The 22633-nt window shown below is 63.6% G+C and carries 21 protein-coding genes; 9 read left to right on the top strand and 12 right to left on the bottom strand.

Annotated features, from left to right (window positions below):
• The first annotated feature begins 22 nt into the window (after positions 1–22).
• Entirely contained in the window at positions 23–1573 is a 1551-nt protein-coding gene (locus tag NKJ13_RS13950; RefSeq protein ID WP_352740027.1) for a mannitol dehydrogenase family protein, read from the top strand.
• Positions 1570–2748, top strand: a complete 1179-nt coding sequence (uxuA, locus tag NKJ13_RS13955; RefSeq protein WP_352740029.1) for a mannonate dehydratase — start codon at positions 1570–1572, stop codon at positions 2746–2748. The genes NKJ13_RS13950 and uxuA overlap by 4 nt, the downstream gene beginning before the upstream one ends.
• Position 2749: 1 nt before the next feature.
• On the opposite strand, the gene lepB is transcribed toward uxuA, so the two are convergent.
• The 7 genes from lepB to NKJ13_RS13990 all read right to left on the bottom strand — a co-directional run bounded on the left by lepB (position 2750) and on the right by NKJ13_RS13990 (position 9618).
• Positions 2750–3724: a signal peptidase I gene (gene lepB / locus NKJ13_RS13960; protein WP_502899819.1), complete on the bottom strand. Its 975-nt coding sequence runs from the start codon at positions 3722–3724 to the stop codon at positions 2750–2752.
• 90 nt (positions 3725–3814) lie between these two features.
• Positions 3815–4222 carry a F0F1 ATP synthase subunit epsilon gene (locus NKJ13_RS13965; RefSeq protein ID WP_352489184.1) on the bottom strand — a complete coding sequence of 136 codons (408 nt, stop codon included), beginning with the start codon at positions 4220–4222 and terminating at the stop codon, positions 3815–3817.
• Positions 4223–4340: 118 nt separating this feature from the next.
• Positions 4341–5906, bottom strand: a complete 1566-nt coding sequence (atpD, locus tag NKJ13_RS13970) for a F0F1 ATP synthase subunit beta (protein WP_352740031.1) — start codon at positions 5904–5906, stop codon at positions 4341–4343.
• A 67-nt stretch (positions 5907–5973) separates the two neighbouring features.
• Complete coding sequence (locus NKJ13_RS13975) at positions 5974–6858, bottom strand: F0F1 ATP synthase subunit gamma (RefSeq protein WP_352701321.1); 885 nt, start codon at positions 6856–6858, stop codon at positions 5974–5976.
• Between the two features lie 28 nt (positions 6859–6886).
• Entirely contained in the window at positions 6887–8416 is a 1530-nt protein-coding gene (gene atpA / locus NKJ13_RS13980) for a F0F1 ATP synthase subunit alpha (protein ID WP_352648923.1), read from the bottom strand.
• The gene (locus NKJ13_RS13985; protein WP_352648921.1) at positions 8416–8976 is read right to left on the bottom strand and encodes a F0F1 ATP synthase subunit delta; all 561 of its coding nucleotides are present in this window, start codon (positions 8974–8976) and stop codon (positions 8416–8418) included. Before NKJ13_RS13985 ends, atpA begins: the two co-directional genes overlap by 1 nt.
• Positions 8977–9222: 246 nt before the next feature.
• A complete protein-coding gene (locus tag NKJ13_RS13990; RefSeq protein ID WP_352701319.1) occupies positions 9223–9618 on the bottom strand; it encodes an AGROH133_08824 family phage infection protein in 396 nt (131 codons plus the stop codon).
• 209 nt (positions 9619–9827) lie between these two features.
• Between NKJ13_RS13990 and NKJ13_RS13995 the strand changes: the two genes are divergently transcribed.
• Both NKJ13_RS13995 and NKJ13_RS14000 read left to right on the top strand, forming a co-directional pair.
• The gene (locus NKJ13_RS13995; protein WP_254820451.1) at positions 9828–10061 is read left to right on the top strand and encodes a type II toxin-antitoxin system Phd/YefM family antitoxin; all 234 of its coding nucleotides are present in this window, start codon (positions 9828–9830) and stop codon (positions 10059–10061) included.
• A gap of 118 nt (positions 10062–10179) precedes the next feature.
• The gene (locus NKJ13_RS14000) at positions 10180–10506 is read left to right on the top strand and encodes a PIN domain-containing protein (RefSeq protein WP_352701318.1); all 327 of its coding nucleotides are present in this window, start codon (positions 10180–10182) and stop codon (positions 10504–10506) included.
• A 9-nt stretch (positions 10507–10515) separates the two neighbouring features.
• Here NKJ13_RS14000 and NKJ13_RS14005 read toward each other — a convergent pair whose 3' ends face one another.
• Positions 10516–12699, bottom strand: coding sequence for a primosomal protein N' (locus NKJ13_RS14005; protein WP_352740033.1), 2184 nt, complete (start codon positions 12697–12699; stop codon positions 10516–10518).
• 90 nt (positions 12700–12789) lie between these two features.
• Between NKJ13_RS14005 and fsa the strand changes: the two genes are divergently transcribed.
• Positions 12790–13443 (top strand): fructose-6-phosphate aldolase, encoded by a 654-nt coding sequence (gene fsa, locus NKJ13_RS14010; RefSeq protein ID WP_023678103.1) that lies wholly within the window; start codon positions 12790–12792, stop codon positions 13441–13443.
• Positions 13444–13513: 70 nt separating this feature from the next.
• Here fsa and NKJ13_RS14015 read toward each other — a convergent pair whose 3' ends face one another.
• Positions 13514–14095, bottom strand: coding sequence for an LPS assembly lipoprotein LptE (locus NKJ13_RS14015; RefSeq protein ID WP_352740035.1), 582 nt, complete (start codon positions 14093–14095; stop codon positions 13514–13516).
• Positions 14082–16706, bottom strand: coding sequence for a leucine--tRNA ligase (gene leuS, locus NKJ13_RS14020; protein ID WP_352740037.1), 2625 nt, complete (start codon positions 16704–16706; stop codon positions 14082–14084). The genes NKJ13_RS14015 and leuS overlap by 14 nt, the downstream gene beginning before the upstream one ends.
• A gap of 146 nt (positions 16707–16852) precedes the next feature.
• Here leuS and NKJ13_RS14025 point away from each other — a divergent pair, with 146 nt between their 5' ends.
• The gene (locus NKJ13_RS14025; protein ID WP_352504881.1) at positions 16853–17515 is read left to right on the top strand and encodes a YggS family pyridoxal phosphate-dependent enzyme; all 663 of its coding nucleotides are present in this window, start codon (positions 16853–16855) and stop codon (positions 17513–17515) included.
• A 109-nt stretch (positions 17516–17624) separates the two neighbouring features.
• Positions 17625–18671 (top strand): aldo/keto reductase, encoded by a 1047-nt coding sequence (locus tag NKJ13_RS14030; protein ID WP_352504880.1) that lies wholly within the window; start codon positions 17625–17627, stop codon positions 18669–18671.
• Between the two features lie 65 nt (positions 18672–18736).
• On the opposite strand, the gene NKJ13_RS14035 is transcribed toward NKJ13_RS14030, so the two are convergent.
• Positions 18737–19645 carry a LysR family transcriptional regulator gene (locus tag NKJ13_RS14035; RefSeq protein WP_352504879.1) on the bottom strand — a complete coding sequence of 303 codons (909 nt, stop codon included), beginning with the start codon at positions 19643–19645 and terminating at the stop codon, positions 18737–18739.
• A 138-nt stretch (positions 19646–19783) separates the two neighbouring features.
• Between NKJ13_RS14035 and NKJ13_RS14040 the strand changes: the two genes are divergently transcribed.
• Positions 19784–20965 carry an MFS transporter gene (locus NKJ13_RS14040; RefSeq protein ID WP_352740039.1) on the top strand — a complete coding sequence of 394 codons (1182 nt, stop codon included), beginning with the start codon at positions 19784–19786 and terminating at the stop codon, positions 20963–20965.
• Positions 20966–21021: 56 nt separating this feature from the next.
• On the top strand, positions 21022–22056 hold the full coding sequence (locus NKJ13_RS14045; protein WP_352504877.1) for an aldo/keto reductase: 1035 nt from the start codon (positions 21022–21024) through the stop codon (positions 22054–22056).
• Between the two features lie 41 nt (positions 22057–22097).
• On the opposite strand, the gene NKJ13_RS14050 is transcribed toward NKJ13_RS14045, so the two are convergent.
• A complete protein-coding gene (locus tag NKJ13_RS14050) occupies positions 22098–22370 on the bottom strand; it encodes an usg protein (protein ID WP_254820441.1) in 273 nt (90 codons plus the stop codon).
• Between the last annotated feature and the right edge of the window lie 263 nt (positions 22371–22633).

Consider the following 22633-nt stretch of genomic DNA (forward strand, 5'->3'; position numbering starts at 1 on the left):
TCTCGATCAGACACGTGGCGCAATGACCAATAGACGCCTTTCCTACAGCACGCTGAAGGCACTGCCGGCTTCGGTCACGGTTCCGCGCTACGCCCGCGGCGGCGGCGCACCGGGCATCGTCCATCTCGGTGTCGGTGCCTTCCATCGCGCCCACCAGGCGGCCTATGTCGACGACTGCCTGGCGGCGGGAGAGGCGGACTGGGGCATTGTCGGCGTGTCCTTGCGCAGTCCTGACACGCGCGACGCACTGGAGCCGCAGGATGGCCTCTACACGCTGGCGATCAGGAGCAGCATCGGCGAAGAGCTGCGCGTCGTCGGCTCGATCCTGTCGCTGCTGGTGGCGCCGGAAGATCCGGCTGCGGTGCTCGCCGCCCTGACCGATCCGCGCACCCGCATCGTCACGCTGACGATCACCGAAAAGGCCTATTTGAGGGCAGCCGGCGGCGGCCTCGACAATACCCACCCCGACATCGTCCATGATCTGGCCAACCCGCAAATGCCACGGACGGCGCATGGTTTCCTGACCGAGGCGCTGTCGCGCCGCCGTGCCGCCGGCATCCAGCCTTTCACCGTGCTCTGCTGCGACAACCTTCCGGCCAATGGCGCCACGCTGCACCGCCTGCTGGTCGAATTCGCCGCACTGCGCGATGCCAGGCTCGCCACTTCAGGCGATGCCAGGCTCGCCACTTCAGGCGATGCCAGGCTCGCCACTTCAGGCGATGCTAGGCTCGCCGCACACATCGCCGACGGCGTCGCGTTTCCGTCGAGCATGGTCGACCGTATCGTGCCGGCGACTACCGACGCCGACCGGGCGCGTATCGCCGTCGAGCTCGGCGTCGAGGATGCCTGGCCGGTGATGACCGAGCCGTTCTGCCAATGGGTGGTCGAAGACGATTTCCCGGCTGGCAGGCCGGCCTGGGAAAAGTTCGGCGTCACCATGGTCGGCGACGTCGGGCCCTTCGAGGACATGAAGCTGCGGCTGCTCAACGGCTCGCATTCGGCAATCGCCTATCTCGGCCTGCTCAGCGGCTACGACACGGTCGACCGCGCCTTTGCCAATCCGGCGATCCGGCAATTCGTCGACGGACTATGGGCCGAGGCCATCCCGACGCTGCCGCAGGACGCCGGGCTCGATACGGCCGGCTACACGGCCCAGCTCGCCGAACGCTATTCGAACACCGCGCTCGCCCATCGCACTGCGCAGATCGCCAATGACGGCAGCCAGAAGCTGCCGCAGCGCATCGTCGCCTCGGCCCTCGATCGGCTGGGTGCCGGTGACCCGCCCGCGCATCTCATGCTGGTGGTGGCGGCCTGGATCACCGCTTGCGAGGCGCGCGGCAAAACCTTGCCGGAAGCCCATTTCACCGACCCGATCGACACTCGGCTTACGGCGCTCGGCAGCCGGCCGGCTGGTGAAACGGTGACAGCGATGTTCGATCTCGCCGGCTTCGCCAAGGATCATGCCCACCGCATGACACTGATCGATCTGACGGCAGCCCATCTCGAGCGCCTGCGGCGGGGCGGCACTGCCGCAGCTTTGGCGGCGCTTGGCATAGGGAGTGAGAAGCCATGAGACAGACCTGGCGCTGGTTCGGGCCGGACGATCCGGTGACGCTTGCCCATGTCCGTCAAGCCGGCGCCGTCGGCATCGTCAGCGCGCTGCACCACCTCAACGACGGCCGCGCCTGGCCGGCAGACGAGATCGCCAGGCGCAAGGCCGAGATCGAGGCAGCAGGGCTGACCTGGGACGTGGTCGAGAGCATCGTCGTGCACGAGGACATCAAGACCCGCAGCGGCGACTGGCGCAGCCTGATCGACAATTACAAGGCTTCGATCCGCGCCGTCGCCGCCGCCGGTATGAACACCGTCTGCTATAATTTCATGGCGATCACCGACTGGACGCGGACGGACCTCGATTACCCGATGCCGCATGGCGGCACGGCGCTCCGCTTCGATGTCGTCGAGCTCTGCGCCTATGACGTCTTCATCCTTGAGCGAGAAGGGGCGGAGGCCGATCACCCACCGGCCCGCGTCGAGGCCGCGCGTGTGCGACTGCAAGGGATGAGCGACAGCGACAAGGCAAGGCTGGAGCGCAACCTGATCGGCTGGGTCCCGGCGCGCGAATTCATCTTCGATCGGGCAAGCTTCCGCCGCGCCCTCGACCTCTACAAGGACGTCTCCACCGAAGGCCTGCGCGAAAACCTGTTTGCCTTCCTGCGCGAGATCGTGCCGGTGGCCGAAGAGGCCGGCCTCAGGATGGCGATCCACCCCGACGATCCGCCTTTTTCGCTGTTCGGCCTGCCGCGAATCGTTTCCAAGGCAGCCGATGCCCGCGCGCTGCTCGACGCCGTCGCTTCGCCGGCAAACGGGCTGACACTGTGCACCGGCTCCTACGGCGCGGGCGCGCAGAACGATCTGCCCGCAATGGCCAAGGCCTTCGCCGAAAACATCCATTTCGCCCATCTGCGCAACGTCACCAAGGAGCCAGACGGCTCCTTCCACGAAGCCGAGCACCTCGACGGCGACACCGACATGGTGGCGGTCGTGTCGGCGCTGATTGGCGAAGAGCGGCGGCGCAAGGCGGCAGGCAGGGCGGACTGGCAGATTCCGATGCGTCCCGACCATGGCCACGCCATCGTCGACGACATCGGCAAGAAGGTGAACCCCGGCTATTCCTGCATCGGACGGCTGAAGGGCCTCGCCGAACTGCGCGGCGTGATGCGCGCAGTAGAGGCACTGACGGTTTGAGCTATTTGCCTGACGAATCCAATATTTGTCGGGACGAATAGTCGACGCCTTTGGAATTCCAGAACAGCCGCACGGCCTTGCCGACCAGATTTTCATAGGGGACAAACCCGACACTGAACCGGCTGTCGGAGGCATTGTCGCGATTGTCACCAAGCACGAAGTAGTGGCCTTCGGGCACCTCAAACACGCGCGTATTGTCGCCGATCGAGTTGTCGGTGAGGTTGAGAACGGAATGGGTGACACCCCCCGGCAAGGTTTCGCTTTGGAGTTTGGCTCTCGAGAACTCGTCGGACGAAAAAGTACCAATATCGTCGAGTCCCACTGCGACATCGTTGATATGAAGCACCCCGTCGATGATCTGGATCTTCTCGCCGGGAAGGCCGACGATCCGCTGGATGTAGTCCACGCTCGGATCGGGCGGGAACTTGAAGACAACCACATCTCCCCTTTTGGGTTCCGCGCCGAATATACGTCCATCAACGGGAAGCAAGTTGAACGGCTCGCTGTAGCGGCTGTAGCCGTATGCCATTTTGGAGACGAAGAGATAGTCGCCTTCCTGCAACGTCGGCACCATGCTGCTGGAGGGAATCGAAAAAGGCTGGAGCAGGAACGCGCGTATTGCGAATGCAGCCGGATACGAGGTCAGAAAGACGAGCACCAGCACCGAAAGCCCACGCGCGTACCATCTGTCCGGCTTGAACCGGTGCGCGAAGGGAACAACGATCGATGCCCACAGGGCCATCAAACCGATCCCTGAAAAATTGGCCCACCAAGCAAGATCGACGCCAGGCAATACCGGAAAGCCAATGTAAACAAGCGCGAAAACGACGACGCTGATCACCACCAGGCTGGCGACCGCCAGTTTGCCGCTGCCGATCCAGAGGAACCCGCCAAACGGGCCGCCAAAGGCCGAAACGAGGGCCGTCGACCATCTGGATCGCGAGATAGTTTCTTGTTGCACTGCTTGTTCTGTCATCGGCCACCCCCCACGCCAAGCCAGCCAGACTGTCCACCAAACAAAAAAGCGGGGCAAGCCCGCTTTTTCAGTTAGTCATTTGAGCGGAACTCACGCCGGCAGGATGGCGCCTTCGAGCGTGGTGAGCTGGTTGAGGAACTGCTCGGCCTTGCTGCGGGTCTGGTCGTCCTTGGCGTCGGCGGCGTCTTCCCTCGCCTCCTGGATGCGGCGGGCAAGGTCGGCGCGGTCGATGTCGCCGACGGCCACAGCCGATTCCGCCAGAAGCGTGCAGCCGGCCGGAACGATGTCGGCAAAGCCGCCGAACACCACATAGCGCTCTTCCTTGCCTTGCGCGGTCTTCAGCGTAACGACGCCCGGCTTGATTGTGGTCATGACCGGCGCGTGATGCGCCATGACAGTCATCTCGCCTTCGGCGCCCGGGATGACGACGGATTCGACCTGCTCGGAAACCAAGAGGCGCTCCGGCGAGACCAGTTCGAATTTGAAAGCTTCAGGCATGATCAATTTAGCGACTGGTGAATGGTGAATGGTGAACGGTCAGAAAGAATGACCTTCACTCAGCCCCGATTTCCTATCCGCTACTCCCCATTCACAATTCACTATTGACCATTCACCATCAGGCCGCTTCAGCGGCCAGGCGCTGTGCCTTCTCGACCGCTTCCTCGATGCCGCCGACCATGTAGAAGGCGGCCTCCGGCAGATGGTCGTAATCGCCGTTGCAAAGGCCCTTGAAGCCCTTGATGGTGTCGGCGAGGTCGACCAGCTTGCCCGGTGCGCCGGTGAACACTTCGGCGACGAAGAAGGGCTGCGACAGGAAGCGCTCGATCTTGCGGGCGCGGGCCACGGTCTGCTTATCCTCTTCCGACAGCTCGTCCATGCCCAGGATGGCGATGATGTCCTGCAGCGACTTGTAGCGCTGAAGGATCGACTGCACCTGGCGGGCGACCTGGTAATGCTCTTCGCCGACAACCATCGGGTCAAGCATGCGCGAGGTCGAATCGAGCGGATCGACGGCCGGATAGATGCCCTTTTCCGAAATCGCGCGGTTGAGCACGGTCGTCGCGTCGAGGTGGGCGAACGAGGTCGCCGGTGCCGGGTCGGTCAGGTCGTCGGCCGGCACATAGATCGCCTGCACCGAGGTGATCGAACCCTTGGTCGTTGTGGTGATACGCTCCTGCAGCGCGCCCATGTCGGTGGCAAGTGTCGGCTGGTAGCCCACGGCCGAAGGAATGCGGCCGAGCAGCGCCGACACTTCCGAGCCCGCCTGCGTGAAGCGGAAGATGTTGTCTACGAAGAACAGCACATCCTGGCCCTGGTCGCGGAAATACTCGGCAACCGTCAGGCCGGTCAGGCCGACGCGAGCGCGCGCGCCCGGCGGCTCGTTCATCTGGCCATAGACGAGCGCCGCCTTGGAGCCTTCGCCGCCGCCCTTCTTGTTGACGCCGGACTCGATGAACTCGTGATAGAGATCGTTGCCTTCGCGGGTGCGCTCGCCGACGCCGGCGAACACCGAGAAGCCGCCATGCGCCTTGGCGACGTTGTTGATCAGTTCCTGGATCAGCACCGTCTTGCCGACGCCGGCGCCGCCGAACAGGCCGATCTTGCCGCCGCGGGCATAGGGGGCCAGCAGGTCGAGCACCTTGATGCCGGTGACCAGGATCTGCGCTTCCGTCGACTGCTCGACATAGGTCGGCGCCGGCTGGTGGATCGAGCGCATCTCGATGCCGTCGACTGGGCCTGCCTCGTCGACCGGCTCGCCGATGACATTGATGATGCGGCCGAGCATGCCCGGGCCGACCGGCACGGTAATCGGTGCACCGGTGTCATAGACGTCCTGGCCGCGGACCAGACCTTCGGTCGAGTCCATGGCGATGCAGCGCACGGTGTTCTCGCCCAGATGCTGGGCAACCTCGAGCACCAGGCGATTGCCGACGTTGATCGTCTCAAGCGCGTTCAGGATCGCCGGCAGATGTTCGCCGAACTGGACGTCGACAACGGCGCCGATGACCTGCCGAACCTTGCCGGCCAGGCCGGTTTTCTTGATGGTGGCGGCCGGCGTATTCACAGCGGCGGCCTTGGTTGCTGCCGCCTTCTTGGCCGGAGCGGCCTTGGTTGCTGCCGCAGCGTTTGCTGGTGCCGCGGCCTTAGGGGCTGCCGTCTTCGGGGTCGCTGCTTTCGCCATCGTCTTTACCCTTTTCGTCTCTTTGTTTCTCACACGCTTGAGGTCGATGACCTCCTTGTGAGCGTGCCTAGAGCGCCTCGGCGCCCGAAATGATTTCGATCAATTCCTTGGTGATCTGCGCCTGCCGCTGGCGGTTGTAGGTGATCGACAATTTGTTGATCATGTCGCCGGCGTTGCGCGTCGCATTGTCCATGGCGCTCATCTTGGCGCCCATCTCGCCGGCAGCATTCTCGAGCAGCGCGCGAAAAACCTGCACGGAAATGTTGCGCGGGATGAGATCGGAGAGGATTTCGCCCGGCTCCGGCTCGTATTCATAGACGGCGCTGCCGCCATCCTTCACTTCCGCGGCAGCCGAAGGCGTGCCCGCCGGGATAATTTGCTGCGCCGTCGGGATCTGGCTGATCACCGACTTGAACTGCGAATAGAACAGCGTGCAGATGTCGAAGCCGCCTTCGTTGAACAGGTGGATCACCTTCTTGGCGATGGCATCGGCATTGACGAAGCCCAGCGTCTTGACCTCGCGCAGATCGACACGCTCGATGATCAATGCCCCGTAGTCGCGGCGCAATATGTCGAACCCCTTCTTGCCGACGCAGATGATCTTGACCTGCTTGCCGTCGGCCAGAAGCTTGCGGATGTGGTCGCGGGCAAAGCGGGCGATCTGCGAATTGAAACCGCCGCACAGACCGCGTTCGGCCGTGCAGACGACAAGCAGATGCACGTCGTCCTTGCCGGTGCCGGTCATCAGCGCCGGGGCATCGCCGCCGTCGCCGATCGCCTGGGTGATGTTGGCCAGCACCGCGCCCATGCGCTCCGAATAGGGACGCGCCGCTTCCGCCGCTTCCTGCGCGCGACGCAGCTTCGCCGCGGCGACCATCTGCATCGCCTTGGTGATCTTCTGCGTCGCCTTGACCGAGGCGATTCGGTTACGAAGGTCTTTTAACGAAGGCATGCTTCAAACCTGATCCCGTCCGTCCTGCTCAAGCAAAGGTCTTGGCGAAGGCGTCGATTTCTGCCTTCAGCCTGGCGCGCAGATCGTCGGACAGCGCCTTCTCCTTGCGGATGCCGTCGAGCACGTCCTTGCCGGCCGAGCGCATATGCGACAACAGGCCATGCTCGAACTTGCCGACCTGGTTGATCGCAAGCTTGTCGAGATAGCCGTTGACGCCGGCGAAGATCACCGCGACCTGCTCCTCGACTTTGAGCGGCGAGAATTGCGGCTGCTTCAGCAGCTCGGTCAGGCGCGAGCCGCGGTTGAGCAGGCGTTGCGTGGCGGCATCGAGGTCGGAGCCGAACTGCGCGAAAGCAGCCATTTCGCGGTACTGCGCAAGCTCGCCCTTGATCGATCCGGCAACCTGCTTCATCGCCTTGATTTGCGCCGAGGAGCCGACCCGCGACACCGACAGGCCGACATTGACCGCCGGACGGACGCCCTGGAAGAACAGATTGGTTTCCAGGAAGATCTGGCCGTCGGTGATCGAGATCACGTTGGTCGGGATGTAGGCCGAAACGTCGTTGGCCTGCGTCTCGATGATCGGCAGCGCCGTCAGCGAACCGCCGCCATTTTCGTCATTGAGCTTGGCGGCGCGCTCAAGCAGGCGCGAGTGCAGGTAGAAGACGTCACCCGGATAGGCCTCGCGGCCCGGCGGACGGCGCAGCAGCAGCGACATCTGGCGATAGGCGACGGCTTGCTTCGACAGATCGTCGTAGCTGATCAGCGCGTGCATGCCGTTGTCGCGGAAATATTCGCCCATGGTGCAGGCGGTGAACGGCGCCAGGAACTGCATCGGCGCCGGATCGGAGGCAGTCGCGGCGATGATGATCGAATAGTCGAGTGCGCCGCGCTCTTCCAGGACCTTGACGAACTGCGCCACCGTCGAGCGCTTCTGGCCGACGGCGACATAGACGCAGTACAGCTTTTCCTTCTCAGGGCCGTGGTCGTGCACCGATTTCTGGTTGAGCATGGTGTCAAGGATGATCGCGGTCTTGCCGGTCTGGCGGTCGCCGATGACCAGTTCGCGCTGGCCGCGGCCGACCGGGATCAGCGCGTCGATGGCCTTGAGGCCGGTCGACATTGGCTCGTTCACCGATTTGCGCGGGATGATGCCGGGCGCCTTGACGTCGACGCGCTTGCGCTCGGTGGCCTGGATCGGGCCTTTGCCGTCGATCGGGTTGCCGAGCGCGTCGACGACGCGGCCGAGCAAGCCCATGCCGACGGGCGTATCGACGATGGCGCCGGTGCGCTTGACGGTGTCGCCTTCCTTGATGTCGCGGTCAGCGCCGAAGATGACGACGCCGACATTGTCGGCTTCGAGGTTGAGCGCCATGCCGCGGATGCCGCCGGGGAACTCGACCATCTCGCCGGCCTGGACATTGTCGAGACCGTAGACGCGGGCGATACCGTCACCGACAGACAGCACCTGGCCGACTTCGGAGACCTCGGCCTCCTTGCCGAAATTCTTGATCTGGTCTTTCAGAATTGCGGAAATTTCCGCGGCGCGGATGTCCATCAGCCGACCTCTTTCAGTGCAAGCTTGAGCGAATTGAGTTTGGTTTTGAGCGACGTATCGATCTGGCGCGACCCGATCTTGACCACCAGTCCGCCGAGCAGCGACGGATCGACGGTGACCGTGATCGCCACGTCCTTGCCGGCGACGCTTTTCAGCGCCGCTTTCAGCTCGGTTTCCTGGGCAGGCGTCAGCGCATGCGCCGAGGTGACCTCCGCAGCGGTCTCGCCACGGTGTTCGGCGGCGATCTGGCGGAACGCCTTGATCATGCCGGGCACGGCAAACAGCCGGCGATTCTGGGCAACGACGCGCAGGAAATTGCCGGTGAGGCCGGCAATCCCTGCTTTGTCGGCGATCGCGGCGATCGCCTTGGCCTGGTCCTCGCTGGAGAAGACCGGGCTCCTGATCAGCCGCGAAAGGTCAGCGCTGCCTTCGAGCATGGCTTCGAACCTGTTGAGGTCGGCCTCGACGCTCGCGACCGAATTGGCCTGCAGCGCGAGTTCGAACAGCGAACCCGCATAGCGTTCTGCGACACCTGAGATTGGCGATGACGATTGGGCCACGGACCGTCTTTTCTCTTGTCTGACAGGCCGCAGATTGTTGGCGCGAGCAAAAACTCTGGCTAAATCTTTGACCTTACTGCATTTTTCCAAGCACGGAGGCGCGGCTTCCGCTATCCCCGGTCGAAAGTCGATTGCCGTCTAGCACAGGGATTTTCAGACCGCAATGCGTCGTCCGGCATGGTTTTCAGGCACTATTGTCGCATCCGCTGGCCGAGTTCAGCAACCAACCCCGGATTGATCCCTGATTCAGGGCAAAAAGCCGAAGACGAAGGCGAGCGGCAAGGCGGCCAGCACCAGTTCGACGACGATGGAACCCCAGTTGAAAGGTGTGTTGGCGCCATCCGACATCATCGACAGCAGCCGGCCGAAGGCGGTGAACAGCCAGGAGAAGCCGAGCGCCATGTAGAGCCATGGTTGTGCCAGCAGAATGCAACATAGGCTGACGCCGAGATAGAAGCCCGACATCCTGCCGCGCCCCTCGGCGATCGCCGCCGCCTTCTCCGGCTTGACCTGCAGCCGCAGGATGCGGAATGCCAGCTGTGGCGCCAGGAATAGCAATAGGCCGAGCAACAAGGTCGCGACCGCGCTCGACCATGCCAGCCACTCGCCCTGGCTCATCGGCCACGGAAACGCAAATTCCATCTTGTCCCCTCGTAAATGCATAGTCGAAATTTCGGACATTCTAGCGAAGCAACTGACATGCGCCAGATGGCCGTCGGCAATATGCAGGGCGCGTCAGCCCAACGCGCGCGCCGTTGTCTCGACCGGGCTAACAGGATGTTACACGACCGGCTGTTTTTTTCTGCACAATTCCTATTTGTGGCTACATGATACCACAAGGGGTTCCGCGCATGAAGACGATGCAACTACGAGAGGCAAAGGCCAGCCTTTCCGCGCTCGTGGAGGCTGCTGAGAACGGTGAGCCCACGGTTATCACCAAGCACGGCAAGCCCGCAGTCATGGTGGTGTCAATCGGTGAGGGACGGAAACTTTATCCGCAGAACAGCCAAAAAGACTTCGTGGATTTCCTGCTTCGGTATCCAGGCGGCATCGAGCTTGAGCGAAACGAATCGCCGTCGCGGTAAGTGGAGTTTTGACCGGCTATCTGCTTGATAAGTCTTTTCTCTCGGCATTTGCACCTGGTCGGCCTCTGCTTCCGTCACACGTGCAGAACTGGCTTGCCGAACAAAGAGAACGCGGCTCTTGGCAGCTCTCGTCGATAGTTATCTTGCGAAACTGAAGCGGGCGGGCGGACATATGAAGGCAGAGCGCATCAATGAGTGGTTCGAAAGGTTGCTTCTGGAGTTCAACCAGCGCATCCTTCCCATCGACTTAGCTATCGCGCGAGAAGCTGGAAAACTCGAAGATGCCACGATCGCCAGAGGCGCCAATCCGGGTCTGGCGGACGTTCTGATCGCAGCTGCTGCCCGTTTGCACGGCCTGTCAGTTTTGACGGCCAACACCCGGCATTTTGCGATTCTCGACGTGCCTTACCTGAACCCATTCACCGAAGGCGTCTCGAAAGGGTAATTCGACAGCTTACAAGAAGCTCTGCGGGTCGATGTCGACCTGGACTCGCACCGAGCCCCTTATCTTCGGTCCCTCGGCCAGCATGGTGCGAATGAACCCTTGCATGTCGGCGCGCCGCTCGCCCTGGATCAGCAGGCGAAAGCGATGGCGGCCGCCGATCAATGACAGCGGCGCCTCGGCCGGGCCGAGCACGAACAGGTCGGTGGCTTGCGGCGCGGCGCGACGCAGGCCACGGGCGTGCCCTTCGGCTTCGGCCCGTGTCGCCGCGCTGACGATGACGCCGGCGAGCCTGCCGAAGGGCGGCAACCCCGCCCGCTCACGCTCCGCGATCTCGCGCTCATAGAAGGCCTCGGCGTCGCCGGAGACGATCGCGCGCATCACCGGGTGGTCGGGTTGGAAGGTCTGCAGCAGGCCGAGGCTTTTCTTGCCGGTGCGGCCGGCGCGGCCGGTCACCTGGCTGAGCAGCTGGAAGGTGCGCTCGGCGGCGCGCGGGTCGCCATTGGCAAGGCCGAGATCGGCATCGACCACACCGACCAGCGTCATGTTGGGGAAATTATGGCCCTTGGCGACGAGTTGCGTGCCGATGACGATGTCGGCCTCGCCATTGGCGATGGCTTCAAGCTCGAGTCGCAGCCGTCGCACGCCGCCCATCAGGTCGGACGACAAGACGATGGTGCGGGCATCGGGGAAATGCGCGACGACCTCCTCGGCGATGCGCTCGACGCCCGGCCCGCAGGCGACCAGATGGTCGAGCGTGCCGCATTCCGGGCAGGCTTCGGGCCGGCGTTCATTGTGCCCGCAGTGGTGGCAGACGAGCAGGCCGCGAAAGCGATGCTCGACCAGCCAGGCCGAGCAGACCGGACAGCCAAAGCGGTGGCCGCAGACTCGGCAGAGCGTCAGCGGCGCATAGCCGCGCCTGTTGAGGAACAGCAGCGACTGTTCCTTTCTCTCCAGCGTCTGCCGCATATGGCCGAGCAGCACCGGCGACAGGAAGCCGCCGCGTGCCGGCGGCGCGCGGCGCATGTCGACCGTCTTGAGATCGGGAAGTGCCGCCTCGGCAAAGCGCGCCGAAAGCACCGCCCTGCTATAGCGGCCCTGGCTGGCATTGACCCGGCTTTCGACCGACGGTGTCGCCGAAGCGAGCACGACTGGAAAGCCGCCGATATGGCCGCGCACCACAGCCATGTCGCGCGCGTTGTAGATGACGCGATCCTCCTGCTTGTAGGCGGGATCGTGCTCTTCGTCGACGACGATCAGTCCAAGCTCCCTGAACGGCAGGAACAGCGCCGAGCGCGCGCCGGCGACGACCCGCACGCCGCCTTCCGCCACCTGTCGCCAGACCTTTTCGCGCATTCTTGGCGGCAGGTCCGAGTGCCACTCCGCCGGCTTGGCGCCGAACCGCTCCTGGAAGCGTTCGAGAAAAGCGTGGGTCAGCGCAATTTCCGGCAGCAGGATCAGCACCTGCTTGCCACGATCGAGCGCGGCCGCGACCGCCTCGAAATAGACCTCCGTCTTGCCGGATCCGGTTACACCGTCGAGCAGGGTGACCCCGAATGTACCGGTCGCGACATTGGCGCGCAGCGTCTCGGCGGCATCGCTCTGGTCGGGCATCAGTGAAGGCACGGCGTAGCCGGGATCGGGTGCTGCGACCACCGGCCGCGGCGGGATCATCACCGTCTGGAATACGCCCTGCGCCCGCAGCCCGTCCACCACCGTCGACGACACGCCTGCCGCATGCGCCAGGCCGGACCGCGTCCAGGCCAGTCCGCCTTCGGCTGTCTCCAGCACGCGCGTCCTCGCCTCCGTCATCCGGTCGGGTCTGGCGAAGGTGCGCTGCAGCCCTTCGATCCACGGCTCCGGATCGAACGCCTCTGGCGCCCTGAGCAGCATGCGCGCCACCATGCCGGGCGGCGACAGCGTGTACTGCGCCACCCAATCGACAAAACGCCGCATCGCGCGGTCGATCGGCGGGCAGTCGAAAACCTGCTCGATCGGCCGCAATTTCTTCGCGTCGACCTTTTCGACGACGCCGTCCCAGACGATGCCGGCGACCTGGCGGGGCCCAAGCGGAACGCGCACGATCGAGCCCGGCACCACGCGCATGCCAGCCGGCACCGCATAGGTGTAGGGGCGCTCGGCGGGCATCGGCACCAGCACCGGTGCGGCCGCGACAAAGGGCGAATCTTCGATCATGAGGCGTGACCTTGCCCCGACTTTGGTCTAGATCAAAGTCCGACCCCAAATGTGCATGACGTGCACATGAAAAATCTTCAGGAGACCGCCATGAAATTTTTTGTCGACACCGCCGATGTCAAGGAAATCCGCGAGCTGAACGATCTGGGGCTACTCGACGGCGTAACCACCAATCCGTCGCTGATCCTGAAATCCGGCGGCAAGATCGCCGACGTCACAAGAGAGATCTGCGAGATCGTCAAGGGCCCGGTCTCGGCCGAAGTCGTCGCCACCGAATACAAGGACATGATGGCAGAGGCCAAGATCCTGGCCAGGATCGCCGACAATGTCTGCATCAAGGTGCCGCTGACGCTCGACGGCCTGAGAGCCTGCAAGGACATCCGGTCGGACGGCCGCATGGTCAACGTCACGCTGTGCTTCTCGGCCACCCAGGCGCTGCTCGCCGCCAAGGCCGGCGCCTCCTTTATCTCGCCCTTCGTCGGCCGCATCGACGACAGCGGCTGGGACGGCATGGAGCTGATTGCCGATATTCGCACCATCTATGACAATTATGACTTCCAGACTGAAATCCTGACCGCTTCGGTGCGCACCGTGAACCATGTCAAGCAGGCGGCGCTGATCGGCGCCGACGTCATCACCGCGCCGCCGGCAACTCTCAAGGCACTGGTCAAGCACCCGCTGACCGACAAGGGCCTGGAGCTGTTCCTCGCCGACTGGGCAAAGACCGGGCAGAAGATCGGCTGAAGCGACTATCCTGCGAACAAAAAAGGCCGAGCAATCGGCCTTTTTTGCAGATTGCGCACTCTGGAAACACCTAGCTTGCCGCCGGCTTGCCGTGCTTGATCAGATCCTGGGCGATCGACAGCCGCAGCACATCCGCCAGTTCGCGCGCCGCACGGTTCTCGGCGTCGATCTGGGCTCGGTATGACGCGAATTCCTGGCGGGGCCTGTCGTATGACGACGGAATCGAGCGCTTGCCCCTCGCTATGACCGTGCCCGTCTTGGCATCGCTGAGCACATAGTTGGCGGTCAGCGTCACGGTGCCGGCGGTCGGCTCGTCCTCGTCGGTCGTGACCTGCTCGATTGCCGCCGATTCGACGAGTTCGGAGACGCCCAGATCAAGCGAATAGACCGGCGAAGCTGGCTCGCCGGCGCCCTGGCCGAGCGCGAAGATCAAATTGTTGCGGACCTGCTGGGCGTAGCGGGTCTTGACCGGCTTGACCGAGATCGATGCCAGCTCGGCAGCAGCGCCAACCTGCGAGCCGGCGACCAGCGGCGCGCTCGAATAGAGCGGCCGCACCGTGCAGGCGGAAACCAGCGCCACCGAGGCGAGCAGCCCGCAAAGCACGATACGGCGCACCGTCAGCTCTGTCCTTCGCGGCTTAGGCAACGACATTGACGATCCTTTGCGGCACGATGATCACCTTGCGCGGCGCCTTACCTTCGAGCGCTTTCTGAACGAAGTCGAGAGCCAGAACCGCCTTTTCGACCGCACCTTGATCCGCGTCGCGGGCAATTGTCAAATCGCCGCGTTTCTTGCCGTTGACCTGGACCGGCAGCACGATCTCGGCGTCGACGACAAGCGAGGGATCGTAGTCCGGCCAGGGCCGTTCGGCGACAAGGTCGGTGCCGCCGAGCGTCTGCCAGCACTCCTCTGCCAGATGCGGCATGACCGGCGCGATCAGGTGCACCAGGATCTCGACGGCCTCACGGCAGGCCGCTTGCAGCGCCGGACCGGCTTTGCCCTCTGCCGCCTCGTTCAGCGGTACGGTCAAGGCATTGGCGAGCTCATAGATGCGGGCGATGGCGCGGTTGAAGGCGAGCTTTTCGATGTCCTCGCCGACCGACTTCAAGATCTTGTGCGCGGCCTTGGACACTGTCCCGGCCTCGCCGTCCTTCGCCGCCTCTGGCCGGACTCCGGCGAGCGATTCGGCAGCCGTCGACACCAGCCGCCAGATGCGCTGGATGAAGCGATGGGCGCCGGCCGCACCCTCGTCGGTCCATTCGACATCGCGCTCGGGCGGCGAGTCCGACAGCATGAACCAGCGCGCCGTATCGGCGCCGTAGCCGTCGGTGATCTCTTCCGGGCTCACCGTATTCTTCTTCGACTTCGACATTTTTTCGAGCGGACCGATCACCGCCTCTTCGCCGGTGGCGATTTCGAAGGCGCGGCGCTTTCCGTCGGCGTCTTCCAGCCTGACCTCGCTTGGCGCAAGCCAGCGGCCGTTCGAGGCGCCGCCAACCCGATAGGTCTCGTGCACCACCATGCCTTGCGTGAACAGGCCCCTGAACGGCTCGGCGAGATCGACATGGCCGGTCTCGCGCATGGCGCGGGTGAAAAAGCGCGAATAGAGCAAATGCAGGATCGCATGCTCAATACCGCCAATATACTGGTCAACCGGCAGCCATTCAGTCGCGGCCTCGGGATCGGTCGGATCATTTGCCCACGGCGCGGTGAAGCGAGCGAAATACCACGAAGAATCGACAAATGTGTCCATCGTGTCGGTTTCTCGCCGCGCATCCTTGCCGCAACGCGGGCATTTGACGCGCCGCCATGTCGGATGGCGATCGAGCGGATTGCCCGGCCGGTCGAACTCGATGTCGTCCGGCAGCTTGACCGGCAGGTCGGCTTTCGGCACCGGCACCACGCCGCAATCCTCGCAATGGATCATCGGGATCGGGCAGCCCCAATAGCGCTGGCGCGAAATGCCCCAGTCGCGCAGGCGGAAGTTCACCTTGCGCTCGGCCATCGGCCGGTTGCCGATGGTCTTTTGTTCCAGCAGCTTCGCCACCTCGTCGAACGCCTGATCCGGCTTCATGCCGTCGAGGAAGCGCGAATTGATCATCACGCCGTCGCCGACATAGGCCTCATCGATGACCTGGAAGCTCCCTTGATTCTCGCCCTCCGGCATCACCACCGGAATGACCGGCAGGCCGTATCTGTTGGCGAAGTCGAGGTCGCGCTGGTCACCGGACGGACAGCCGAAGATGGCGCCGGTGCCGTAGTCCATCAGCACGAAATTGGCGACGTAGACGGGCAGCGTCCACTTCTCGTCGAACGGATGGACGACGCGAATGCCGGTATCGAAGCCCTTCTTCTCGGCCGTCTCCAGAGCCGCCACCGAGGTGCCCATATGGCGGACCTCGTCGATGAACTTTGCCAGCGCCGGATTGTCTTCGGCGGCCTTTTTGGCCAGCGGATGGTCGGCGGCAATCGCCATAAAGGAGGCGCCGAAGATGGTGTCAGGCCTTGTCGTATAGATTTCGAGCTCATGCTCGCCGGCTGCTGGCTTGGCCAGCGGCCAGCGGATCAGCAGACCTTCCGAACGGCCGATCCAGTTCGCCTGCATCAGCTTCACTTTTTCCGGCCAGTCGTCGAGTTGATCGAGCGAATCCAGCAGGTCCTGCGCGTAGTCGGTGATCTTGAAGAACCACTGCGTCAGCTCGCGCTGTTCCACCAGCGCGCCCGAGCGCCAGCCGCGTCCGTCGATGACCTGCTCGTTGGCAAGCACCGTCATGTCCTCCGGATCCCAGTTGACCTTGGAGGATTTGCGCGTCACCAGCCCCTTCTCGACGAAATCGAGGAACAGCATCTGCTGGCGGTGATAGTAATCGACATCGCAGGTGGCGAACTCGCGCGCCCAATCGAGCGACAGGCCCATGACCTTGAGTTGCTCGCGCATAGCGGCGATGTTCTGATAGGTCCAGTCCTTGGGATGGACCTTGTTCTGCATCGCCGCGTTTTCGGCTGGCATGCCAAAGGCGTCCCAGCCCATCGGGTGCAGCACGTTGAAACCCTTGGCCCGCTTGTAGCGCGCCACCACGTCGCCCATCGTATAGTTGCGGGTATGGCCGATATGGATGCGCCCCGACGGATAGGGGAACATCTCCAGCACGTAATATTTCGGGCGCGGGTCGTCATTGTCGGCTTCGAACAGCTTCTTTGCGTCCCAGGCCTTCTGCCATTTGGGCTCTGACGCGCGCGGATTGTATCGTTCGGTTGCCATCGGGTGTTTTTCACTTAAAAGCATGCGCGAACCGCCGGACAATGCCCGGGCGGCTCAGGAAATGTCGTCGCGGTGTTCACCATGGATTGCCGGACCCGTCAACTGCGGCGATCCGGCGAAAAGCCAAACACAGGCAGGATATAGGCATGGCGAGCGCCGTCGAACAGCTTTTCACGGTCAAGGCAAGGATCGCTGCCGCCGAGCGCGAGGCAGGACGCGACGCCGGAGCGGTGGCGCTGGTCGCGGTCTCGAAAACCTTCGACGCCGCCGATATCCGCCCCGTTATCGAGGCCGGCCAGCGCGTCTTCGGCGAAAACCGGGTCCAGGAAGCACAAGCCAAATGGCCGGCACTGCGGACGGCGTTTCCCGACGTCGAGCTGCATCTGATCGGTCCGCTGCAATCGAACAAGGCGAAGGAAGCGGTGGCATTGTTCGACGTCATCGAAACCGTCGACCGTGAAAAGATCGCCGCCGAACTCGCCAAGGAGATCGCCAGGCAAGGCCGGTCACCAAGGCTGTATGTCCAGGTCAACACCGGCTCCGAGCCGCAAAAGGCCGGCATCGAGCCGCGCGAGGCTGTCGCCTTCGTGGCCCGCTGCCGCTCGGTTCACGGCCTCGCCATCGAAGGGCTGATGTGCATTCCGCCGGCCGGCGAGAACCCCGGTCCGCATTTCGCGCTGCTGGAAAAGCTTGGGCTTGAGGCCGGCGTCGACAAGTTCTCCATGGGCATGTCCGGCGACTACGAAACCGCGATCGCCTTCGGCGCGACTAGTGTCAGGGTTGGATCGGCGATTTTCGGCGCCAGATGAGGCGCAGCCGGCCTTAGGCCACAGGCTAACATTGACTAAGCCAGCATATAGAAACGGAACGTTTCGTTCCTATATGGGTCGAGTTATTCTCAACCCGTCTGGAGCCACCATGCGTTACAATCAACTTGGAAATACGGGGATGTTCGTCTCCGAACTTTGCCTCGGCACGATGACGTTCGGCGCGGCCGGCGAGAACGCCCAATGGGGCCTGATCGCCAGCCTCGACCAGAAGGGCGTTGACCAGATCGTTGCCCGCTCGCTCGCCGCCGGCGTCAATTTCTTCGACACGGCGGATGTCTATTCCTTTGGCGCCTCGGAACGGCTTCTCGGCCAGTCGCTCAGGAACCTTGGCGTCAACCGGCAGGACGTGATCATCGCCACCAAGGTTCATGGCGCCATGGGTGGAGGCCCGAACCAGCGTGGTTCCTCGCGCGGCCACATCATGGATTCGGTCGAAGGCAGCCTCGAACGGCTGCAGCTGGATCATATCGATCTCTACCAGCTGCACGGCACCGACACGGTGACGCCGATCGACGAAACGCTGCGGGCGCTCGACGACCTGGTTGCCGCCGGCAAGGTCCGCTATGTCGGCGTCTCGAACTGGCAGGCCTGGCGCATAGCCAAGGCGCTGGGTATTGCCGAGCGCAAAGGCTTTGCCCGCTTCGAGACCGTGCAGTCGTATTATTCGATCGCCGGCCGCGATCTCGAGCGCGAGATCGTGCCGCTGCTCAACGAGGAGAAGCTCGGGCTGATGGTCTGGTCGCCGATGGCTGGCGGCCTGCTCTCCGGCAAATACGGACCGGGCGCCCCCGGCAATGGCGAGGGCCGCCGCGCCAGCTTCAATTTCCCGCCGGTCAATGAGGACCGTGCCTGGGCAGCAGTCGCCGTCATGCGCGAGATCGCCGCCAAGCACGGCGTCAGCGTCGCTACGGTGGCGCTCGGCTATGTTCTGGCCAAGCCATTCGTGATGAGCGTCATCATCGGCGCCAGCCGCACGGAGCAGCTGGAACAGAACCTTGCAGCCACCGAGTTGCAGCTCGATGCCGATGATCTTGTTCGCCTCGACGAAGCCAGTGCCCTGCCCGCCGAATATCCGGGCTGGATGCTGGAGCGTCAGGCGGCCGGCCGGCGGCCGGCGCCCTTTGCGCCGAAATAGTAACTCAATCTTACCTTCTTACCTTCGTTGCTTCGGGAGCCGGCAGGCTCCCGATCGTTTTGGGCTCAGTTCAGCCGGACAGTCTCGACCAAAAAGTCCAAAAAGGCCCGCACCCGCGCCGGCAGATGCTTGCCATGGCCGACATAGACGGCGTGGGTAAGCTCCTCGTCGCCGGGGTTGAACTCTTCCAGCAGCGGCAGGAGCCGGCCGGCGGCAATGTCGGCCTCCACATGCCAGCTTGCCAGCCGGGCGATGCCCGCCCCCGACAGCGCCATCAGCCGCATCGCCTCGCCGTCGCTGACCAGCGTATTTCCGGCGATCGACAGGCTGATCGGCTTGCCGACCGCATCGATAAAAGGCCAGCCCTCGAGGTGGCGTACGAAACGGAAGCCCATCCGGTTGTGACGATCGAGATCGGCGGGCGTCACGGGCGTGCCACGCGCTTCGAGATACGATGGCGCCGCAACGACGACCACCCGGCTCTGTCCGAGCTTGCGCGCCACCAGCCGTGATTCGCCGAGCGGCCCGGCCCGGATGGCGACGTCAGCACGCTCCTCCATCAGGTCGATGACATCGTCGGTCAACACCAGATCGACCGAGATTTCGGGGTAGCGCTCCAGAAAACGCGGCAAAAGCGGGATCAGCCGATGCTGCCCGAAAGGCACGTAGCTGTTGATCCGCAGCCGGCCACGCGGCGCGGCACCCGCCGCCGCCTCGCGCTCGGCAGCTGCCATGTCGGCCAGGATACGCACGCCGCTGTCGAAAAAGGCCGCCCCCTCCGGCGTCAGTTGCAGCCTGCGCGTCGAACGGCTGACCAGCCGCGCGCCGAGCCGTGCCTCCAGCCGCGCGATCAGCTTGCTCACCGCCGACGGGGTCATCCGCAACGCACGGGCAGCGGCCGAAAAGCTGCCCGCCTCGACCACGCGGACGAACACTTCGATCTCGCCGGAGCGGTTGATGTCGGGTCTGGTCATTGGTGAATCTATTTCACAGACGATGTGCCCGATGCAAGGCTGGTTCACAGCACATCGCGACACGATCTTCCGAATTGGGGCGTGGGAGGAACACGGCGCCCGTCGTCAAAACTGGTCGTCATCGAAGTGGGAACCGCCATGCCCCTTGCTCTTTACGCTCTTGCCGCCGGTGCGTTCGGCATCGGCGTCACCGAATTCGTCATCATGGGCCTGCTGCTCGACGTCAGCACCGATCTCGACGTCTCGATCTCAGCTGCCGGCCAGCTTATTTCCGGCTATGCGCTCGGCGTTGTCATCGGCGCGCCGCTGCTGACGATCGCAACCGGCCGTTGGCCGCGCAAGACCGTGCTTCTGTCGCTGATGGCGATCTTCACGCTGGGCAACCTCGCCTGTGCGCTTGCCCCAGACTACTGGACGCTGATGGGTGCGCGCGTGCTGACCGCCTTCGCCCACGGCACCTTCTTCGGCGTTGGCTCGGTCGTGGCGACCGGGCTGGTGGCGCCCAACAAGAAAGCTTCGGCGATCGCCCTGATGTTCACCGGCCTGACCATCGCCAACATCCTCGGCGTGCCTTTCGGCACTTGGCTCGGCCAGGCCTTCGGCTGGCGCGCGACGTTCTGGGCGGTGACCCTGGTCGGCATCGCCGCCTCCGCCATCATTCTCTTGGTGGTGCCGCGCAGCCGAACAGAACCTGAGAAGAGCAATTTGCGTGCCGATCTCGCCGTGCTCGGCCGCACGCCCGTCCTGCTTGGCTTTGCCACCACCGTGCTTGGCTATGCCGGCGTCTTTGCCGTCTTTACCTACATCGCTCCGTTGCTGACCGAGATCACCGGTTTTGAGGAAGCAGCGGTGTCGCCTATCCTGCTGGTCTTCGGCGGCGGCCTCATCGCCGGCAACATCGCCGGCGGCAAGTTCGCCGACCGCCGGCTGCTACCTTCCGTTCTCGGCAGTCTCGTCGTCCTGGCGCTGGTGCTCGGCACCATGACGTTCGCCCTGCACAGCCAGGTCATGGCCGTTATCTATGTCGGCCTGCTCGGCGCCGCCGCCTTCGCCACCGTGGCGCCACTGCAGATGTGGGTGCTGGAAAAGGCACAAGGCGCCGGCCAGAGCCTCGCCTCGTCCTTCAACATCGCCGCCTTCAACCTCGGCAACGCGGCCGGCGCCTGGCTCGGCGGCGTGGTCATCTCGCACGGTCCCGGCCTCGGCGCCGTCACCTGGGTCGCGGCCCTGTTGCCGCTTTCAGCGCTTGCCGTGGCGGCGTTTGCTCTGCGCCTCGACCGAGACCCTGCCCTCTCCACACCGGAAATCGCGCCGTCATAGAACGGCAAACCTCAACCAATCCTTGAAACAGCCATCCTTCCACAAGGAGCAAACCCATGGATTATCGAAATCTTGGCGCATCAGGCCTGAAGGTCCCGGCACTCTCGTTCGGCGCTGGAACCTTCGGCGGCTCAGGCCCGCTGTTCGGCGCCTGGGGCAACAGCGATGCGACGGAAGCACGGCGGCTGGTCGACATCTGCCTAGAGGCCGGCGTCAACCTGTTCGACACCGCCGATGTCTATTCGATTGGCGCTTCCGAACAAGTGCTCGGCGCTGCCATCAGGGGCCGCCGCGACGCCGTGCTGATCTCGACCAAGACCTCGCTGCCGATGGGCGACGGTCCCAACGATGCCGGCTCGTCACGTTCACGCCTGATCAAGGCCGTCGAAGACGCGCTGAAGCGTATTGGAACCGATTACATCGACCTGCTGCAACTGCACGCCTTTGATGCCGCAACACCGATCGAGGAGGTGCTGTCGACGCTGGACGGTCTCGTGCGCGCCGGCAAGCTGCGTTATGTCGGCGTCTCCAATTTTTCCGGCTGGCAAGTGATGAAGTCGCTCGGCCTGGCGGATAGATATGGCTATCCCCGATACGTCGCCCATCAGGTCTACTACTCGCTGGTCGGACGCGATTATGAATGGGAGTTGATGCCGCTCGGCCTCGACCAGGGTGTCGGTGCGCTGGTGTGGAGCCCACTCGGCTGGGGCCGCCTGACCGGCAAGATCCGCCGTGGCCAGAAGCTGCCTGAGAAAAGCCGGCTGCACGACACGGCAAGCTTCGGACCGCCCGTCGAGGATGAGCATCTCTATCGGGTCGTCGACGCGCTTGATGTTGTCGCCGAGGAAACCGGCAAGACCATACCGCAGATCGCCATTAATTGGCTGCTGCAGCGGCCGACCGTCGCCTCCGTCATCATTGGCGCGCGCAACGAGGAGCAGTTGCGCCAGAATCTCGGCGCCGTCGGCTGGTCCTTGACAGCCGAGCAGATGAAGAAGCTCGACACGGCAAGTGAGGTCACCGCACCCTACCCGTATTTTCCCTATCGCCGGCAGGAGGGGTTTGCCCGGCTGAACGCGCCCGCAGTCTGACGCTCCAAAAGCTGGCGGCGGCTCCCGGGCTGCCGCCCCGGCTAATGCAGCACGAACTCGCCGTCGACCTTGCGCCATTCGTTCGGCGCGATCAGCTTCTGGTGCGTGTAGCTCACCGAATGCAGCGGGCCTTCGAGCTCGGCCTTCCAGAATTCGATGAAGCGGATCAGCACCGGAAATTTCGGGGCGATGTCGTAATCCTGCCAGATGAAGCTCTGCAGCAGATGCGGATGATCGGGAAAGTGATAAAGAATCTTGGCCGTGGTCAAGCCATAGCCCTTGAGCATCAGGTCCATTTCTGAATGGTCGCGCATTGCGGTCCCCTGGTTGATTCTCCTTCCTCCCAGCCTGAAATTGTGCACCCCATTTGCTTATTCGTCTATTGATATTTCTGCGATCAAACCAGATTCCTCCCGCAAAAACATGCGCTTAGCAGCCGCCTCACGAGAGTGCTGACACCACCCGGCAAGGCACCTGCGGCATCCCGCCGCGCGAATCCAACGTCTAATGTTGCCGTCACCGCCGAACTGTTAATAATGCGCGCGAATTCGCGGCCGCATCGCTGCGATCCTGCCGG

The sequence above is a fragment of the Mesorhizobium sp. M0174 genome, assembly GCF_040322275.1.
Taxonomy (GTDB): Bacteria; Pseudomonadota; Alphaproteobacteria; order Rhizobiales; family Rhizobiaceae; genus Mesorhizobium.

Coding starts and splice junctions, on each gene's coding strand:
- NKJ13_RS13950 (WP_352740027.1), top strand. CDS start 23: ATGACCAATAGACGCCTTTCCTACAGCACGCTGAAGGCACTGCCGGCT.
- uxuA (WP_352740029.1), top strand. CDS start 1,570: ATGAGACAGACCTGGCGCTGGTTCGGGCCGGACGATCCGGTGACGCTT.
- lepB (WP_502899819.1), bottom strand. CDS start 3,724: ATGACAGAACAAGCAGTGCAACAAGAAACTATCTCGCGATCCAGATGG.
- NKJ13_RS13965 (WP_352489184.1), bottom strand. CDS start 4,222: ATGCCTGAAGCTTTCAAATTCGAACTGGTCTCGCCGGAGCGCCTCTTG.
- atpD (WP_352740031.1), bottom strand. CDS start 5,906: ATGGCGAAAGCAGCGACCCCGAAGACGGCAGCCCCTAAGGCCGCGGCA.
- NKJ13_RS13975 (WP_352701321.1), bottom strand. CDS start 6,858: ATGCCTTCGTTAAAAGACCTTCGTAACCGAATCGCCTCGGTCAAGGCG.
- atpA (WP_352648923.1), bottom strand. CDS start 8,416: ATGGACATCCGCGCCGCGGAAATTTCCGCAATTCTGAAAGACCAGATC.
- NKJ13_RS13990 (WP_352701319.1), bottom strand. CDS start 9,618: ATGGAATTTGCGTTTCCGTGGCCGATGAGCCAGGGCGAGTGGCTGGCA.
- NKJ13_RS13995 (WP_254820451.1), top strand. CDS start 9,828: ATGAAGACGATGCAACTACGAGAGGCAAAGGCCAGCCTTTCCGCGCTC.
- NKJ13_RS14005 (WP_352740033.1), bottom strand. CDS start 12,699: ATGATCGAAGATTCGCCCTTTGTCGCGGCCGCACCGGTGCTGGTGCCG.
- fsa (WP_023678103.1), top strand. CDS start 12,790: ATGAAATTTTTTGTCGACACCGCCGATGTCAAGGAAATCCGCGAGCTG.
- NKJ13_RS14015 (WP_352740035.1), bottom strand. CDS start 14,095: ATGTCGTTGCCTAAGCCGCGAAGGACAGAGCTGACGGTGCGCCGTATC.
- leuS (WP_352740037.1), bottom strand. CDS start 16,706: ATGGCAACCGAACGATACAATCCGCGCGCGTCAGAGCCCAAATGGCAG.
- NKJ13_RS14025 (WP_352504881.1), top strand. CDS start 16,853: ATGGCGAGCGCCGTCGAACAGCTTTTCACGGTCAAGGCAAGGATCGCT.
- NKJ13_RS14030 (WP_352504880.1), top strand. CDS start 17,625: ATGCGTTACAATCAACTTGGAAATACGGGGATGTTCGTCTCCGAACTT.
- NKJ13_RS14035 (WP_352504879.1), bottom strand. CDS start 19,645: ATGACCAGACCCGACATCAACCGCTCCGGCGAGATCGAAGTGTTCGTC.
- NKJ13_RS14040 (WP_352740039.1), top strand. CDS start 19,784: ATGCCCCTTGCTCTTTACGCTCTTGCCGCCGGTGCGTTCGGCATCGGC.
- NKJ13_RS14045 (WP_352504877.1), top strand. CDS start 21,022: ATGGATTATCGAAATCTTGGCGCATCAGGCCTGAAGGTCCCGGCACTC.
- NKJ13_RS14050 (WP_254820441.1), bottom strand. CDS start 22,370: ATGCGCGACCATTCAGAAATGGACCTGATGCTCAAGGGCTATGGCTTG.